The following is a 14,546-nucleotide window of genomic DNA, read 5'->3' as shown; positions in this document are numbered from 1 at the left end:
GTCGCGCTCCTCAGGGCAGATATTCCGGCTGCGCCATGCCGAGCACATGGAAGCCGCCGTCGACGAAGATGACCTCGCCCGTCACCGAGGCGCCGAGATCGGAGGCGAGATAGACCGCCGTGCCGCCCACCGCCTCGAGCGTCGCATTGGCGCGGAGCGGCGCGTTGCGCTCGACCGCGTGATAGACCTTGCGCGCGCCGGAGATCGCGGCGCCGGCGAGCGTGCGCATCGGCCCCGCGCTGATCGCATTGACGCGGATCCCGTCTGGCCCGACGTCGTTGGCGAGATAGCGCACCGAGGCCTCGAGCGCGGCCTTGGCGACGCCCATGACGTTGTAATGCGGCGTCACCCGCTGCGCCCCGATATAGGTGAGCGTGATGATCGAGCTTCCCGGCGCCATCAGCGGCGCCGCGCGGCGCGTCAGCTCCACGAGGCTGTAGCAGGAGACATCGAGGGAATTGAGGAAATTCTTCCGGCTCGTGTCGAGGAACTTCCCGTCGAGCTCGGCCTTGTCGGAATAGGCGATCGCATGGACGAGGATGTCGAGCCCGCCCCAGGCGGCGCGGAGCGTCTCGAAGACGGTGTCGAGCGAGGCGGGATCCTGCACGTCCGCGGGCAGGATGTGCCGCGCGCCGACCGATTCGGCCAGCGGCACGACACGGCGGCCGAAGCCGGTGCCCTGGTAGGTGAAGGCCAGTTCCGCGCCCGCCGCGCGCATCGCCTTCGCGATGCCCCAGGCGATGGAATGGTCGTTCGCGACCCCGAGGATCAGCGCCCGCTTCCCCGCGAGCAGGCCCGCGCGCGCCATCTTCTCCTCGGTCCAGGCCTCACCCATGGTAGCGGCTCATGATGAGCGACGCGTTGGTGCCGCCGAAGCCGAAGCTGTTGGACATGACGGAGTCGAGCCCCGCCTCGTCGACCCGGGCGGTCGCGATCTCCTCCGGCCGGATCGCCGGGTCGAGCGTGTCGACATTGATCGACGGAGCGATGAAATCGTCGCGCAGCATCAGCATGCAGTAGATCGCCTCCTGCGCGCCGGTCGCGCCCTGGCTGTGACCGGTCATGGACTTGGTGGAACTGATCGGCGGGGTCGTCCCGTCGCCGAAGACGCGGCGCACCGCCTCCACCTCCGGCACGTCGCCGACCGGGGTGGAGGTGCCATGCGCGTTGATGTAGCCGACCTTGCGGTCGGGATCGAGCGACTGGAGCGCGAGCCGCATCGCCCGCTCTCCACCATAGCCCGAGGGCGCGACCATGTCGTGCCCGTCGGAGGTCGCGCCATAGCCGGTCACCTCGGCGTAGATCTTCGCGCCGCGCGCCTTCGCATGCTCGAGCTCCTCGAGCACGACCATGCCGCCGCCGCCCGCGATCACGAAGCCGTCGCGCTCGACGTCGAAGGCGCGCGAGGCCGCCTCGGGACGGTTGTTGAACTTCGAGCTCATCGCCCCCATCGCGTCGAAGAGGCACGAGAGCGTCCAGTCGAGTTCCTCGCCGCCGCCGGCGAAGACGATGTCCTGCTTGCCGAACTGGATCTGCTCCACCCCGTTGCCGATGCAATGGGCCGAGGTCGAGCAGGCCGAGGTGATCGAGTAGTTGAGCCCCTTGATCCTGAACGGCGTCGCGAGACAGGCCGAGACGGTCGAGGACATGCAGCGCGTGACCATGAACGGACCCATCCGCTTTGGCCCGCCCTTCTCGATCACCGTGCGGTGCGCCTCGAACATGTTGCGCGTCGAGGGGCCGCCCGAACCGGCGATGAGGCCGGTCCGCTCGTTCGAGACGTCGCTCTCCTCGAGGCCCGAGTCCGCGATCGCCTGCTGCATGGCGATGTAGGCATAGGCCGCGCCGTCCCCCATGAAGCGGAGCTGGCGCTTGTCGATATGCTCGGAGACGTCGATCTCGGGCTTGCCCTGCACCTGGCTGCGGAAGCCGTGCTCGGCGTAGTCGGGGGCGAAGCTGATGCCCGACCTACCCGCCTTCAGCGCGGCGGCCACGGCGTCGGCGTCGCAGCCGATCGAAGAGACGATGCCGAGTCCGGTGACGACGACGCGGCGCATGGCGGATCCTCCTCGGGATTATTCCTGAAACAGCCCGACCTTCATGTCGGTGGCGGTATAGATCACCTTGCCATCCGCCTTCATGGTCCCGTTGGCCATGCCAAGCTTCAGCTTGCGATCAATGATCCTCGTGAAATCAACGTTGTACTCGACAAGCTTGACATCGGGCGTGACCATGCCCGTGAACTTCACCTCGCCGACGCCGAGCGCGCGGCCCCGGCCGAGCATCCCCCGCCAGCCGAGCGCGAAGCCGGTGAGCTGCCAGAGCGCGTCGAGCCCGAGGCAGCCCGGCATCACCGGATCGCCGATGAAGTGGCAGGCGAAGAACCAGAGATCCGGCTTCACCTCGAGTTCGGCGACGACATGGCCGAGGCCGTTGGAACCGCCGTCGGACGAGATCTCGGTGATCCGGTCGAACATGAGCATCGGCGGCGCCGGAAGCTGCGGGTTGCCCGGGCCGAACAACTCTCCCCGCGCGCAGGAGAGAAGGCCTTCGTAATCGATGCTGGTCGGGCGGTCGTTCATCGCTGCTCCCAGTCGCTGGGACTGTTCATTGTCTGTCAAAAACCGCGCGATCCCTAGCATCCGGGGCGCGCGCGGCGCAAGGCCCCCCCGGCGCGGGCTGCGGCGCCGGGCGGCGGATCCGGAAGGCACTGGAAAATCCTGAGCCATTTCGTTATGTGTTCTGGGTAGCTGTCTTCGGAGGCCAAAAATGCCGGGTGCGGAACCGGATCGTCGGCAAGCGCGGCTCAGCGCCGCGAAATGGTTGACCGGGGCGGGCCTCCGGCCGACGCGCCAGCGCCTCGCCCTCGCGGAACTCCTGATCGGGGATGGCCGGGATCGCCACGTGACCGCCGAGGGGCTGCACGAGGCCGCCCGCTCGCTTGAGGTCTCGGTCTCGCTCGCGACCGTCTACAACACGCTGCGCGCCTTCTGTTCCGCCGGCCTCATGAACGAGGTGACGGTGGATGGCACGCGCTCCTATTTCGACACGCGCATCGACGATCATCCGCACTACTACTGGGAAGAGGACGGGCTGCTCACCGACGCGCCGAACGAGGCCGTGCGCCTCGTGGGCGCGCCCACGCTGCCCGAGGGCGCGACGCTGAGCCGCGTCGACGTCGTGATCCGGCTGCGCCGCCAGGTCGCCTGACCCGGCGGCCGCCCGGCCCTCAGCGGGCGCGCAGCATCCGGACGATGACCCGGTCGCGCAGCACGAAGTGGTGGAAGAGCGCGATCGCCGCGTGGCCGCCCGCGACGATCATGAGCGCGTTCGCAAGCAGCGAATGCAGGTCGGCCGTCGCCTCGATCCCGCCGAACCATGTGACCGCCCCGAGCGCGGGGACGAGCACCATCAGCGCGTAGAGCAGACGGTGACCCCAGTGCGCCGCGTGCCGCATGGCACCCGCCCCGGCCGCCGCCGGCACGCCGGACCGCGCCCGGACGAGGAACCGGAGCAGGACGAGCACGAGCACCGCGACCCCGACCCAGACGTGAATGCTCGGATTGATCTCCGGATTGACCGGCGACCCGCCCTCGAGCGAGGCGTCGAAGGCGCGGCCCATGCCGTCGCTGTAGAGATAGTTGAAGAGGATCAGCCCGGCTATCGACCAGTGCAGCGCGATCTGCGCCCCGCTGTAGCCCTCACGTTCGCCCATCGATTGACTCCCTCGCACCCCCTCCGGGGCCCATGTCCGCGCGGGACGCCGTCGTGCCCGCGCGCGCGGCGACCTCGCGTCCGAGTCTCGTGAAGGGCCGAGCTTGCGCTCTCCTTACGATGGCGGCGAATGACGGAGGCGTGAGAGCGGTCAGTCGATCGTCTCGTCCGGCGAGACGCCCCAGATCGCGGCGCGCGGCAGCCAGCCCTCGCTGCCCGCCGCGCTGATCTCGCACCAGGCGCCCGCGCAGGCGTCGATCCGGCCGATGGCGCCGGGGTCGGCCAGCGCGACGATCCGCGCCGCCTCCTCCGGCCGGTCACGGAGCGCGACCCGATCCGCGCCGATCACGAGCGCGGTACGCGTGCCCGAGAGCAGCGCGTGGTGCACCCAGCCGCCCTTGCCGTCCACGTCGCGCACGCGCCGCCAGTTGCCGTATTCCGCCGTGACCTCGAGCGGCATGCCGCGGTGGCGGAACTCCCAGTCCACGCGCTGGTCGAGGCTCGGCCCGCGCCGAGCATTGGCCGTCTCGCCGCGCATCGAGACGAAACGGGGCAGCGGCAGGTGGGTGACGGGGCCGACGCCGGAGGCGACAGCCTGGGGCGCGGCGGCGGGCGCCGCCGCCTCCTCGGCCGGCGCGGCGGCGGCGAGCGACGCCAGCGCGGCGAGCCCCGCGACGGCGCGCGCGGCCCAGCGATAGGGTTCAGCCATGAGTTCCTGCTCTCGACCTTCGTACGCCGGGAAGTATCTGGATTCCGCCGGACCCCCCGTGCAATTATCCGCGACGATAACAAAATTACGCCTCAGAGGAACAGGAAAGCGCATGGCCCCGCCCAGATTGAAAGTCGTCGTGACCCGGCGCCTGCCCGAGCCGGTCGAGGCGCGGATGCGCGAGCTCTTCGACGTCACCCTGAACCCCGACGACACGCCGATGGGTCCGGAAAAGCTCGTCGCCGCGATCGCCGACGCCGACGTGCTGGTGCCGACGATCACCGACCGGCTCGACGCGCGGCTGCTCGGCCAGGCGGGGCCGCGGCTGAAGCTGATCGCGAACTACGGCGCGGGTTTCGACCATATCGACGTGGCCACCGCGCTCCAGCGCAACATCATCGTCTCGAACACCCCTGGCGTACTCGCCGAGGATACCGCGGACATGGCGATGGCGCTGATCCTGTCGGTGCCGCGCCGCCTGCCCGAGGGCGCCGAACTGATGCGCACCGGCGAATGGACGGGGTGGAGCCCGACCGCGCTGATGGGGCACCGGATCGCCGGCAAGCGCCTCGGCATCCTCGGCCTCGGCGGCATCGGCCGCGCGGTCGCGGCGCGCGCGAAGCCCTTCGGGCTCGAGGTCCACTACCATGCCCGCCGCCGCGTCCATCCCGAGATCGAGGCCGGACTCGGCGCGACCTGGTGGGAGAGCCTCGACCAGATGCTGGCGCGCATCGACATCCTGACGATCCACGTGCCGCACACGCCATCGACCTTCCACCTGCTGAACGCGCGCCGGCTGAAGCTGATGAAGCCCACCGCCTATCTCGTGAACACCGCCCGGGGCGAGGTCGTGGACGAGAACGCGCTGACCCGGATGCTGCGCGCGGGCGAACTCGCCGGGGCCGGCCTCGACGTCTACGAGCATGGCCACGAGATCAACCCGCGGCTTCGTGAATTGCCGAATGTGCTGCTTCTGCCTCACATGGGTTCGGCGACCATGGAAGGCCGGCTCGAAATGGGCGAGAAGGTCATCATCAACATCAAGACCTTCGCCGATGGCCACCGGCCGCCGGATCAGGTCGTTCCATCCATGCTCTAAGGTCCCGCCCGGGGCCGGAAGGGAAGCCCGTTGGCCGTCGACATCTACGAAGAGAACGCCCAGGACACGCTGAGCCTCGAGGAGCTGCGGCTCTACCACCAGATCATGGACTACCGCGCCGAGGAGGGGCTGGATCCGATCCGGCTCTCCGCCTCGCTCACGCTGACCGCCGGGCGCCACGTCGTCGACACGCGCGAGAACATCTGGGGCGAGGATCTGGACCTGCCCCGGGGCGCCAACCTGCACAGCTGGAGCGACGCGCCCTACATGGCCGACGGCTCGACGCCGGAGGCGATGTGGGAGGCGCCGGAACGGCTCGGCACCGACTATCCGGGCTATGGCTACGAGATCACCGGCGCGGGCTACGCGACCAGCGCGGCGGCGCTCCAGGGCTGGAAGGAGTCCTCGGCGCACAACGCGATCATCCTGAACGAAGGCGCCTGGGCCTCGATGGAATGGAACGCGATCGGCGTCGGGCTCGACCGGAGCGCCGGGCCGGGCATCTATGCCGGGCGCGTCTACGACGTCTGGTTCGGCACCCAGTCCGATCCGTCCGGCCCGCCGGAGATCCTCGGCACCTCGGGCGACGACGACGTCTTCGTCACGGAGTTCGCGGACTTCCTGCGCGCGCGCGGCGGCGACGACACGATCGACGGCGGCGGGGGCGACGACAGCCTCTACGGAGATTCGGGCCGCGACACGCTCTACGGCCGGGACGGCGAGGACAGGCTCTCCGGGGGCACGGGCCGGGATCGGCTCTATGGCGGCGCGGACGACGACAGGCTGTTCGGGGGCAGACATTCCGACCGGCTGAGCGGAGGCACCGGCGACGATCCGCTGTCGGGCGGCACGGGCGCCGACACCCTCTACGGGGGCACCGGCCATGACACGCTCATCGGCGGGTCGGGCCCCGACCGGATGACGGGCGGGAGCGGCGCGGACCACTTCGTCTTCCGCGCGACGAGCGAGTCCCCCGCCATCCGCGGCGCGCGCGACGAGATCGTCGACTTCCAGCGCGGCGTGGACAAGATCGACCTCTCGGAGATCGACGCGAACACCGAACGCTCCGGCCACCAGCATTTCGACTTCATCGGCGGCGCCGGGTTCTCCGACACGCCCGGCGAGGTCCGGAATGCCTTCCGCGTGCTCTCGGCCGACGTGGACGGCGACGGGCACGCCGATCTCCAGATCGAGGTCGGAACCAACGCGCTGACGCATTCCGACCTGATCCTCTGACCGGCCGGCGCCCGCGTCAGCTTGCCTCGGTCACCTCGAGCGTGAAGCAGATCTCGCCGTCGCTCAGCACGGTGACCGTCGCATACTGGTCCCGGACCGCCGGCTTCTCGAAGCGGACGGGCCGGTAGGCGACGTCGTCCGTTCCCACCTCGCCGCATTGCTCGAGCGAGAGCACGAGCAGCAGATCCCGGGGGTTGATCCCCTGGGGCTCGGCCTCCGCGAGTCGGGGAAGCAGGTTGCCGGAGGTCGTCTTCACCTCTCCGGCGACGATCAGGCGGCTTTCGTCGCCGGGCATCAGGTCGATCCATGCGGCGAAATCGCGCGTGTCGGGGCAGGCCATATCGATTCTCCTGAAAGGTCTTCTGAAAGCGGTGCGCGCGAGTCTACTCCCCGCCCCTCGGAGCACGGAGTCCGGATTCGCCGGCGACCGAAGGGACCCGAGGAGCCAGCGTCAGCCGCCGACGCGCAGACCGAGGAAGAGCCCGCCGACCGAGGCGAGGAGCGACAGCGCGACATAGCCCGCCGCCGTCGCCGGGGCCCCGCGCTCCATCAGCACGGCGGTGTCGAGCGAGAAGGTGGAGAAGGTGGTGAAGCCGCCGAGCATGCCGGTGGTGATGAGCAGGCGCCATTCCTGGCCGATGCCCGGCCGCGCGAGAAAGACCTGCGTCAGCAGCCCCATCATGAAGGAGCCGAGCACGTTGACGGTGAGCGTGCCGAAGGGAAATCCGGTGCCGAGCAGCCGCGCGGCCGTCACGTTCACCCCGTGACGCATGGCGCCGCCGATCCCGGCGCCCAGCGCGACGATCAGGTAGTTCCCCAAGCCCTCAATGCCCCGCCCGGGCGCCGACCGCGGCGCCGAAGGCCTGGAAGAGCGGGCGCGAGACCGGATCGTTCGCGGCGTTCCATTCGGGATGCCACTGCACCGCCATGGCGAAGCCCGGCGCCGCCTCGATCACGATCGCCTCGGGCGTCGTGTCGGGCGCGTAGCCCTCGATCACCACCCGCGGCCCCTTGTCGAGGATGCCCTGGCCGTGCAGCGAATTCACCATCACCTCCTCGGCGCCGAGGATGCGGGTGAACTGCCCGCCTGGGGAGAGCCGCACCGTGTGGCGATGCTCGAACTTCTCCTCGATCGTGCCGTCGGGCGGCATGCGGTGGTTGATCCTGCCCGGGATCTCGCGGATCTCCGGATGCAGCGTGCCGCCGAAGGCGACGTTGAATTCCTGAAAGCCGCGGCAGATCCCGAAGACCGGAATGCCGCGGGCCACGCATTCGCGGATGAGCGGCAGCGTCACCGCGTCGCGGTCGGGGTCGAAGGCGCCGTGCTTCTCGGTGACCTCGTGCCCGTAAAGACTCGGGTGGACATTGGGACGCCCGCCGGTGAAGACGAAACCGTCGCAGGCGCAGATGAGATCGGCGACGGCGCCCACCATGGGCACGGCGGGCACCAGAAGCGGGATCGCCCCGGTCAGCGTCGCCACGGCCTCGATGTTGGACAGGCCGACCGCCTGGACCGAATACTGGTCGTTGATCGTGTGAGCGTTACCGATGATGCCGATGACGGGTCTGGGCATTCCGAGGGTGCGAATCCGCGACAGTTACCAGCGATATATAGTCCCTTGCTGCGCCTGCGTCGAGCGCGAACCGTCCCCCGCGTCGCGGGGGACGGCCGAGGGCCTCATTCGGCGGAGGCGGTCCGGATCTCCTCGAAGGAGCGCACGGTCACGTAATCGCCGGCGCGGGCGAAGGAATAGGTGACGTTCGGCACGCCCGGGAGCCTGAAGCTCACGCCGTCGCCGTCGCGCATGCCCAGCACCAGCCGCGCGGGCTCGCCGGCGCCGTCGCGGGCCGCGTAGGTGGCGGTGACCTCGAGCAGGCCGTCCTCGGCGGGCTGGTAGTAGGCGACCATGTCGACCGGCCCCTCGTGCAGGCTCATGCCCTGGCCGGGCGCCTTGATCACGAAATCCTCGGCGAAGGCGGGGGCGGCGAAAACGGCGGCGGCCGCCGCCAGAAGGCTGACGTTCTTCATCACTGCGATACTCCGGGTTACGAATTCCGGGACTCTCCCGTCCCGGTGATGAGGGTAGAATGATGCGCCGGGGGCCTTTTCGCAACCGCGGGAGCCGCGCGTTTAGCGCAACCCCGTCTTGCACCGCGTCATGGTCTCCCTTGACCCTTTCTTCATCTTTGTGACAGGGTCCGCCGACCCGGCGCCCGGCCCTGGCGGGCGGATGCGCCGGGCGAACCGGCCTCGAACCACCGGAGCGGCCCATGCGCCTCGACGCCCAGCCCCCCCTGATCCGCCTCGAAGACTATCGCCCCCCGGCGCATCTGCTCGACCGGGTCGAGCTTGTCTTCACCCTCGCGCCCGAGGCGACGCGCGTGCGCGCCCGGCTCCATCTCGCGCCGAACCCGGCCCGGGCGGCGGAGGGTCCGCGCGACCTGCGGCTGGACGGGCGGCTGCTCCGGCTCGTCTCGGCCACGATCGACGGCGCGGCCATCCCGGCGAACGCGCTGGTCGTGGACGACGAGGGGCTGACGGTCGACGCGGCCCATGTCCCCGACGCGCCCTTCGTCTGGGAGGCCGAGACCGAGATCGCGCCCGAGGCGAATACCGCGCTCGAAGGGCTCTACATGTCGAAGGGCATGTACTGCACGCAATGCGAGGCGCAGGGCTTCCGCAAGATCACCTTCTATCCCGACCGGCCCGACGTGATGGCCCGCTTCCGCGTCCGGGTCGAGGGGGAGGCGCCGGTCCTGCTCTCGAACGGCAATCTGATCGCCTCGGGCGAGGGCTGGGCGGAATGGGAGGATCCCTTCCCGAAACCCTCCTATCTCTTCGCGCTGGTCGCGGGCGACCTGCGCGCCGTCGAGGACCGTTTCACCACCCGCTCCGGCCGCGAGGTGCTGCTGCAGATCTGGGTGCGCCCGGGCGACGAGGACCGTTGCGGCTATGCGATGGACGCGCTCAAGCGCTCGATGAAATGGGACGAGGACGCCTACGGGCGCGAATACGACCTCGACCGGTTCATGATCGTCGCGGTCGACGACTTCAACATGGGGGCGATGGAGAACAAGGGGCTCAACGTCTTCAACTCCCGCTACGTGCTCGCGAGCCCCGAGACCGCGACCGACGCCGACTACAAGTCGATCGAGACCATCATCGCGCATGAATATTTCCACAACTGGACCGGCAACCGGATCACCTGCCGCGACTGGTTCCAGCTCTGCCTCAAAGAGGGACTGACGGTCTTCCGCGACCAGCAGTTCTCGGCCGACCAGCGTTCGGCGGCGGTGAAGCGGATCGAGGACGTGATACGGCTCCGCGGCGCGCAGTTCCGCGAGGACGGCGGCCCCCTCGCGCATCCGGTCCGGCCAGAGGAATACGTCGAGATCAACAACTTCTACACGGCGACCGTCTACGAGAAGGGCGCCGAGGTGATCGGGATGCTGCGCCGCCTCGTGGGCCCGGAAACCTACCGCGCCGCGCTCGACCTCTATTTCGAGCGCCACGACGGCCAGGCCTGCACGATCGAGGACTGGATCCGGGTGTTCGAGGACGCCTCGGGCCGCGACCTCGCGCAGTTCAAGCTCTGGTACTCGCAATCCGGCACGCCCCGCCTCGCCGCCGAGGAGACTTGGCGGGACGGCCGCTACACGCTGCGCCTCAGCCAGAGCCTTCCGCCGACGCCGGGCCAGCCGGTGAAGAAGCACATGCTCATCCCGGTCGCCTATGGCCTCGTCGGCTCCGACGGGCGGGAGATCGACGCGGGGCTGATCGAACTCGCCGGGGCGAGCCGGGAGGTCTCCTGGGAACTGCCGGAACGGCCGACCGCCTCGCTGCTCCGGGAATTCTCGGCCCCGGTCATTCTCCAGCGGAACCTTGGCGCGAAGGACCGCGCCTTCCTGCTCGCCCATGACAGCGACACGTTCAACAAGTGGGAGGCCGGCCGGGGCGCCGCGCTCGAAGCCATCGCGACGCTCGCCGGGGACGCGCGGGCGGAGGTCGACGCCGAGTATCTCGCGGCGCTGGCGACGGTGGCGGACGATGCCACGCTCGACCCGGCCTTCAAGGCGCTGCTGCTCGGCCTGCCCTCCGAGGAGGAGGTGATCGGCCATGTCGCGGGCAAGGGCGGCGTGCCCGATCCGACGCGGATCCACGCCGCGCGAGAGGCGCTGACCCTGCTGACCGCGGAGGCGCTCGGCGACCGGGTGGAGGCGCTCTACGCCGCGAACGCGGTCACGGGCCCCTACGCGCCCGACGCCGCGGCCGCCGGCCGCCGCGCGCTCCGCGCCCGGGCGCTCGCGCTGATCACCGCGCGCGATCCGGAGGCGCGGGCGGCGCGGGCGCAGTTCGATTCGGCCGACAACATGACCGAGCGGATGACCGCGCTGACGCTTCTCGTCGCCCATGGCGCGGGGGCGGAGGCGCTTGCGCGGTTTTTCGCCAACTGGCGCGACGACCGGCTGGTGGTCGACAAGTGGTTCACCGTCCAGGCCGCCCATACCCCGCCCGAGGCGGCGGCGGAGACCGTGGCGCGGCTGACCGAACATCCCGATTTCGAATGGCGCAACCCGAACCGGTTCCGCTCGGTGATCGGCACCTTCGCGATGGCCAACCCGGCCGGATTTCACCGCGCGGATGGCGCCGGCTACGCGCTTTTCATCGACTGGATGACCCGGCTCGACCCGGTGAACCCGCAGACCGCGGCGCGGCTCACCGCCTCGCTCGGCAACTGGCGGCTCTTCGACGCGCGCCGGCGGACGCTGCTGCGCGGCCAGCTCGAACGGCTCGCCGCGCTCCAGGGCCTGTCGCGCGACACGGGCGAGATCGTCTCGCGCCTGCTGCGCGATGACGACGCCTGAGACCATGCAACGGTTTGCCCCGTCCCGGCATTTCCCGATGACTTGTCACGGTTCCGTCAAGCTGCGAGCGTAGGTCGGCGATCATGAGCGAAGTGCTGGACCAACTGATCGAGGAGCGCGCGCCCTGGCTTCGGCGCCCCGGGCCGGCCGTGGCCGGCGCGCGGGCCGTGCTGTACCGGCTGCTCCAGTACCAGCGCACCGCCGAGATCAAGCGCGCGCTCGATCCGATGCCGGGGCCGGAGATCATGCTCTCGCTCGCGGACATGATCGCCCATCACGTCGAGATCGGCGGGCTCGAGAACCTGCCGAAGTCGGGTCCCTGCCTCGTCGTCTCCAACCATCCGACCGGGATCGCGGACGGCGTCGTGCTCTACGGCGCGCTCGCCAAGGCGCGGCCGGACCTGTTCTTCTTCGCCAACGCCGATGCGATCCGGATCCTGCCGCAGCTCGGCGACGTGATCGCCCCGGTCGAATGGCGCCCGGAGAAGCGCAGCCACCGGCAGAACCGCGAGACCATGGCCTACGCGCACAAGGCCTTCGGCGCGGGGCGGCTCGGCGTGCTCTTCCCCTCCGGGCGCCTCGCCAAACGCCGCCGCCTGTCGCTGCACGAGCGGCCCTGGATGGCCTCGGGCGCGATGATGGCGCGCAAGTTCAACCTGCCCGTCGTGCCGCTCCACATCCGGGCGCGCAATTCGGTGATGTTCTACCTCTTCGACCGGATCCATCCGACGCTGCGCGACATCACCCTGTTCCACGAGGTGCTGAACAAGACGCACCAGCCCTACCGGATCACGGTCGGGCAGCCGATCGACCCGGCCTCGCTGCCCGCGGATTCGGCCCAGGCGATCGAGATCCTGAAGGCGCGGACGCTGGAGCTCGGCGGGCACAAGCCGCAGACGGTGCTGACCGCGCCGCGCTACGGCCGCCCGACGCCGCTGCGCCAGGCGCGGCTGCCCGCCTGAGCGGGCTAGGGCGCGGGCGCGGCGCGGGCGGGCTCCGTCGTCATCGCGACCAGTCCGTAGCCGGGCGTGATCTCGCAGACGCCGCCGACGAGGGGCTCGGTCGCGCCGAGCCGCACCAGCGCGTTCTCGCCCTTCATCGCGCGGCCGAGCACCTGGACATCGTGCGAATTGATGCCGAGCCATTGCGAGAAGGTGATGGCGCAGATCGCGTCCTGCCGGCCCGGCCCGGAGGCCGGCACGGGAATCTCGCTCTGGGCGCAGGCGCCGAGCAGCGGCGGGAGCAGAAGCGCGAGCAGTCTTTTCATGGTCTTACCCCGTTCGGTCCCGCGCATCATCACGGCTTCGGCCGGGGCGCGCAAGCGCGGAGCGCGGCCCTTGCCGGGACGGCCCCGCCCGAGTAAGACGGCACATCCCAAGCGCATATTGAGAGCGGAACTGCCATGGCCGAGCTCGCCTATACCGAACCGGATCCGAAGATCATCCCCGGCGCCAAGGGCGACTGGGAACTCGTGATCGGGATGGAAGTGCACGCGCAGGTCACGTCCAATTCGAAGCTCTTCTCCGGCGCCTCCACCACCTTCGGGGCGGAGCCGAACACCAATGTCAGCCTCGTCGACGCGGCGATGCCCGGCATGCTGCCCGTCGTCAACGAATACTGCGTGGCGCAGGCGGTGCGCACCGGGTTGGGGCTCAACGCGAAGATCAATCTCTTCTCGCGCTTCGACCGGAAGAACTACTTCTATCCCGACCTGCCGCAGGGCTACCAGATCAGCCAGCTCTACCACCCGATCGTCGGCGAGGGGGAGATCCTCGTCGATCTCGGCCCCGGCGTCGCGCGCAAGGTGCGTGTCGAGCGGATCCATCTGGAGCAGGACGCGGGCAAGTCTGTCCACGACCTCGACCCCAACCTCTCCTATGTCGACCTGAACCGCTCCGGCGTCGCGCTGATGGAGATCGTCTCGCGGCCCGACATCCGGGGGCCGGAGGAAGCGGCGGAATACGTCCGCAAGCTTCGCCAGATCCTGCGCTATCTCGGCACCTGCGACGGCAACATGCAGGAGGGGAGCCTGCGCGCCGACGTGAACGTCAGCGTCTGCCCGCCGGGCGCCTACGAGAAGTACCGGGCCACCGGCGACTTCTCGCATCTCGGCACGCGCTGCGAGATCAAGAACATGAACTCGATGCGGTTCATCCAGGCCGCCATCGAGTTCGAGGCGCGGCGCCAGATCGCGATCATCGAGGACGGCGGCGCGGTCGAGCAGGAGACCCGGCTCTACGACCCGAACCGGGGCGAGACCCGCTCGATGCGTTCGAAGGAGGAGGCGCACGACTACCGCTACTTCCCCGATCCCGACCTGCTGCCGCTCGAACTCGAACACGCCTATGTCGAGCAGATCGCCGCCGGCCTGCCGGAGCTGCCGGATGCGAAGAAGGCGCGGTTCGTGACGGATTTCGGCATGACCGAATACGACGCGGGCGTGCTGACCGCCGAGGTCGCGAGCGCGGACTATTTCGAGGAGGTGGCCCGCGGCCGCGACGGCAAGACCGCCGCGAACTGGGTCATCAACGAGCTCTTCGGCCGGCTGAACAGGGAGGGCCACGGCATCGCCGACAGCCCGATCGATCCCGGCCAGCTCGGCGGGCTCATCGACCTGATCGCCGGGGGCGACATTTCGGGCAAGATCGCGAAGGATGTGTTCGAGATTCTCTGGGCCGAGGGCGGCGATCCGGCGGAGATCGTCGAGTCGCGCGGCCTGAGGCAGGTGACCGATACCGGCGCGATCGAGGCGGCGGTGGACGCGGTGATCGCCGCGAACCCCGCCAAGGTCGAACAGGCGAAGGCCAAGCCCTCGATGGCGGGCTGGTTCGTCGGCCAGGTGATGAAGGCGACGGGCGGCAAGGCGGCGCCGCAGATGGTGAACCAGCTCGTCCGCGCGAAGCTCGGGCTGGAGTGAGCGAG

General features: G+C 69.7%; 16 protein-coding genes. 6 read left to right on the top strand and 10 right to left on the bottom strand.

All coding sequences use genetic code 11. The features are described from left to right. Positions 1–10: 10 nt before the first annotated feature. From FJM51_RS12500 to fabA, 3 genes are read right to left on the bottom strand one after another with little or no spacing between them, the layout of a single operon-like run. Entirely contained in the window at positions 11–835 is an 825-nt protein-coding gene (locus tag FJM51_RS12500) for an enoyl-ACP reductase FabI (RefSeq protein WP_233713100.1), read from the bottom strand. After that, positions 828–2,057, bottom strand: coding sequence for a beta-ketoacyl-ACP synthase I (gene fabB / locus FJM51_RS12495; protein ID WP_140454482.1), 1,230 nt, complete (start codon positions 2,055–2,057; stop codon positions 828–830). The genes FJM51_RS12500 and fabB overlap by 8 nt, the downstream gene beginning before the upstream one ends. 18 nt (positions 2,058–2,075) lie before the next feature. Beyond that, positions 2,076–2,582 (bottom strand): 3-hydroxyacyl-[acyl-carrier-protein] dehydratase FabA, encoded by a 507-nt coding sequence (gene fabA, locus FJM51_RS12490; RefSeq protein ID WP_140454481.1) that lies wholly within the window; start codon positions 2,580–2,582, stop codon positions 2,076–2,078. Positions 2,583–2,769: 187 nt separating this feature from the next. Between fabA and irrA the strand changes: the two genes are divergently transcribed. Continuing rightward, on the top strand, positions 2,770–3,210 hold the full coding sequence (gene irrA, locus FJM51_RS12485; protein WP_140454480.1) for an iron response transcriptional regulator IrrA: 441 nt from the start codon (positions 2,770–2,772) through the stop codon (positions 3,208–3,210). A gap of 19 nt (positions 3,211–3,229) precedes the next feature. Here the strand turns inward: irrA and FJM51_RS12480 are convergent, their stop codons facing one another. Continuing rightward, on the bottom strand, positions 3,230–3,715 hold the full coding sequence (locus tag FJM51_RS12480) for a cytochrome b (RefSeq protein WP_140454479.1): 486 nt from the start codon (positions 3,713–3,715) through the stop codon (positions 3,230–3,232). 150 nt (positions 3,716–3,865) lie between these two features. Continuing rightward, positions 3,866–4,423 (bottom strand): SH3 domain-containing protein, encoded by a 558-nt coding sequence (locus FJM51_RS12475; protein WP_140454478.1) that lies wholly within the window; start codon positions 4,421–4,423, stop codon positions 3,866–3,868. Positions 4,424–4,535: 112 nt separating this feature from the next. Between FJM51_RS12475 and FJM51_RS12470 the strand changes: the two genes are divergently transcribed. Continuing rightward, positions 4,536–5,522, top strand: coding sequence for a 2-hydroxyacid dehydrogenase (locus FJM51_RS12470; protein WP_140454477.1), 987 nt, complete (start codon positions 4,536–4,538; stop codon positions 5,520–5,522). 30 nt (positions 5,523–5,552) lie between these two features. Beyond that, a complete protein-coding gene (locus tag FJM51_RS12465; RefSeq protein WP_140454476.1) occupies positions 5,553–6,758 on the top strand; it encodes a M10 family metallopeptidase C-terminal domain-containing protein in 1,206 nt (401 codons plus the stop codon). Positions 6,759–6,774: 16 nt separating this feature from the next. On the opposite strand, the gene FJM51_RS12460 is transcribed toward FJM51_RS12465, so the two are convergent. The 4 genes from FJM51_RS12460 to FJM51_RS12445 form a co-directional block, all read right to left on the bottom strand. After that, complete coding sequence (locus FJM51_RS12460; RefSeq protein WP_140454475.1) at positions 6,775–7,098, bottom strand: hypothetical protein; 324 nt, start codon at positions 7,096–7,098, stop codon at positions 6,775–6,777. 111 nt (positions 7,099–7,209) lie between these two features. Continuing rightward, positions 7,210–7,578, bottom strand: coding sequence for a fluoride efflux transporter CrcB (gene crcB, locus FJM51_RS12455; RefSeq protein WP_140454474.1), 369 nt, complete (start codon positions 7,576–7,578; stop codon positions 7,210–7,212). A 4-nt stretch (positions 7,579–7,582) separates the two neighbouring features. Beyond that, positions 7,583–8,332: a gamma-glutamyl-gamma-aminobutyrate hydrolase family protein gene (locus FJM51_RS12450; RefSeq protein ID WP_140454473.1), complete on the bottom strand. Its 750-nt coding sequence runs from the start codon at positions 8,330–8,332 to the stop codon at positions 7,583–7,585. Between the two features lie 104 nt (positions 8,333–8,436). After that, positions 8,437–8,787: a hypothetical protein gene (locus FJM51_RS12445; RefSeq protein WP_140454472.1), complete on the bottom strand. Its 351-nt coding sequence runs from the start codon at positions 8,785–8,787 to the stop codon at positions 8,437–8,439. 242 nt (positions 8,788–9,029) lie between these two features. On the opposite strand from FJM51_RS12445, the gene pepN reads away from it, so the two are divergent. Next, positions 9,030–11,624 carry an aminopeptidase N gene (gene pepN, locus FJM51_RS12440; protein ID WP_140454471.1) on the top strand — a complete coding sequence of 865 codons (2,595 nt, stop codon included), beginning with the start codon at positions 9,030–9,032 and terminating at the stop codon, positions 11,622–11,624. Between the two features lie 83 nt (positions 11,625–11,707). Then, complete coding sequence (locus FJM51_RS12435; RefSeq protein ID WP_140454470.1) at positions 11,708–12,586, top strand: 1-acyl-sn-glycerol-3-phosphate acyltransferase; 879 nt, start codon at positions 11,708–11,710, stop codon at positions 12,584–12,586. A 5-nt stretch (positions 12,587–12,591) separates the two neighbouring features. Here the strand turns inward: FJM51_RS12435 and FJM51_RS12430 are convergent, their stop codons facing one another. Continuing rightward, positions 12,592–12,891, bottom strand: a complete 300-nt coding sequence (locus tag FJM51_RS12430; RefSeq protein ID WP_140454469.1) for a hypothetical protein — start codon at positions 12,889–12,891, stop codon at positions 12,592–12,594. Positions 12,892–13,026: 135 nt separating this feature from the next. On the opposite strand from FJM51_RS12430, the gene gatB reads away from it, so the two are divergent. Next, positions 13,027–14,541, top strand: a complete 1,515-nt coding sequence (gene gatB, locus FJM51_RS12425) for an Asp-tRNA(Asn)/Glu-tRNA(Gln) amidotransferase subunit GatB (RefSeq protein WP_140454468.1) — start codon at positions 13,027–13,029, stop codon at positions 14,539–14,541. Positions 14,542–14,546: the final 5 nt, after the last annotated feature.

It is taken from the genome of Amaricoccus solimangrovi (assembly GCF_006385685.1).
Taxonomy (GTDB): domain Bacteria; phylum Pseudomonadota; class Alphaproteobacteria; order Rhodobacterales; family Rhodobacteraceae; genus Amaricoccus; species Amaricoccus solimangrovi.
This window is presented reverse-complemented; position numbering and strand designations above follow the sequence as displayed.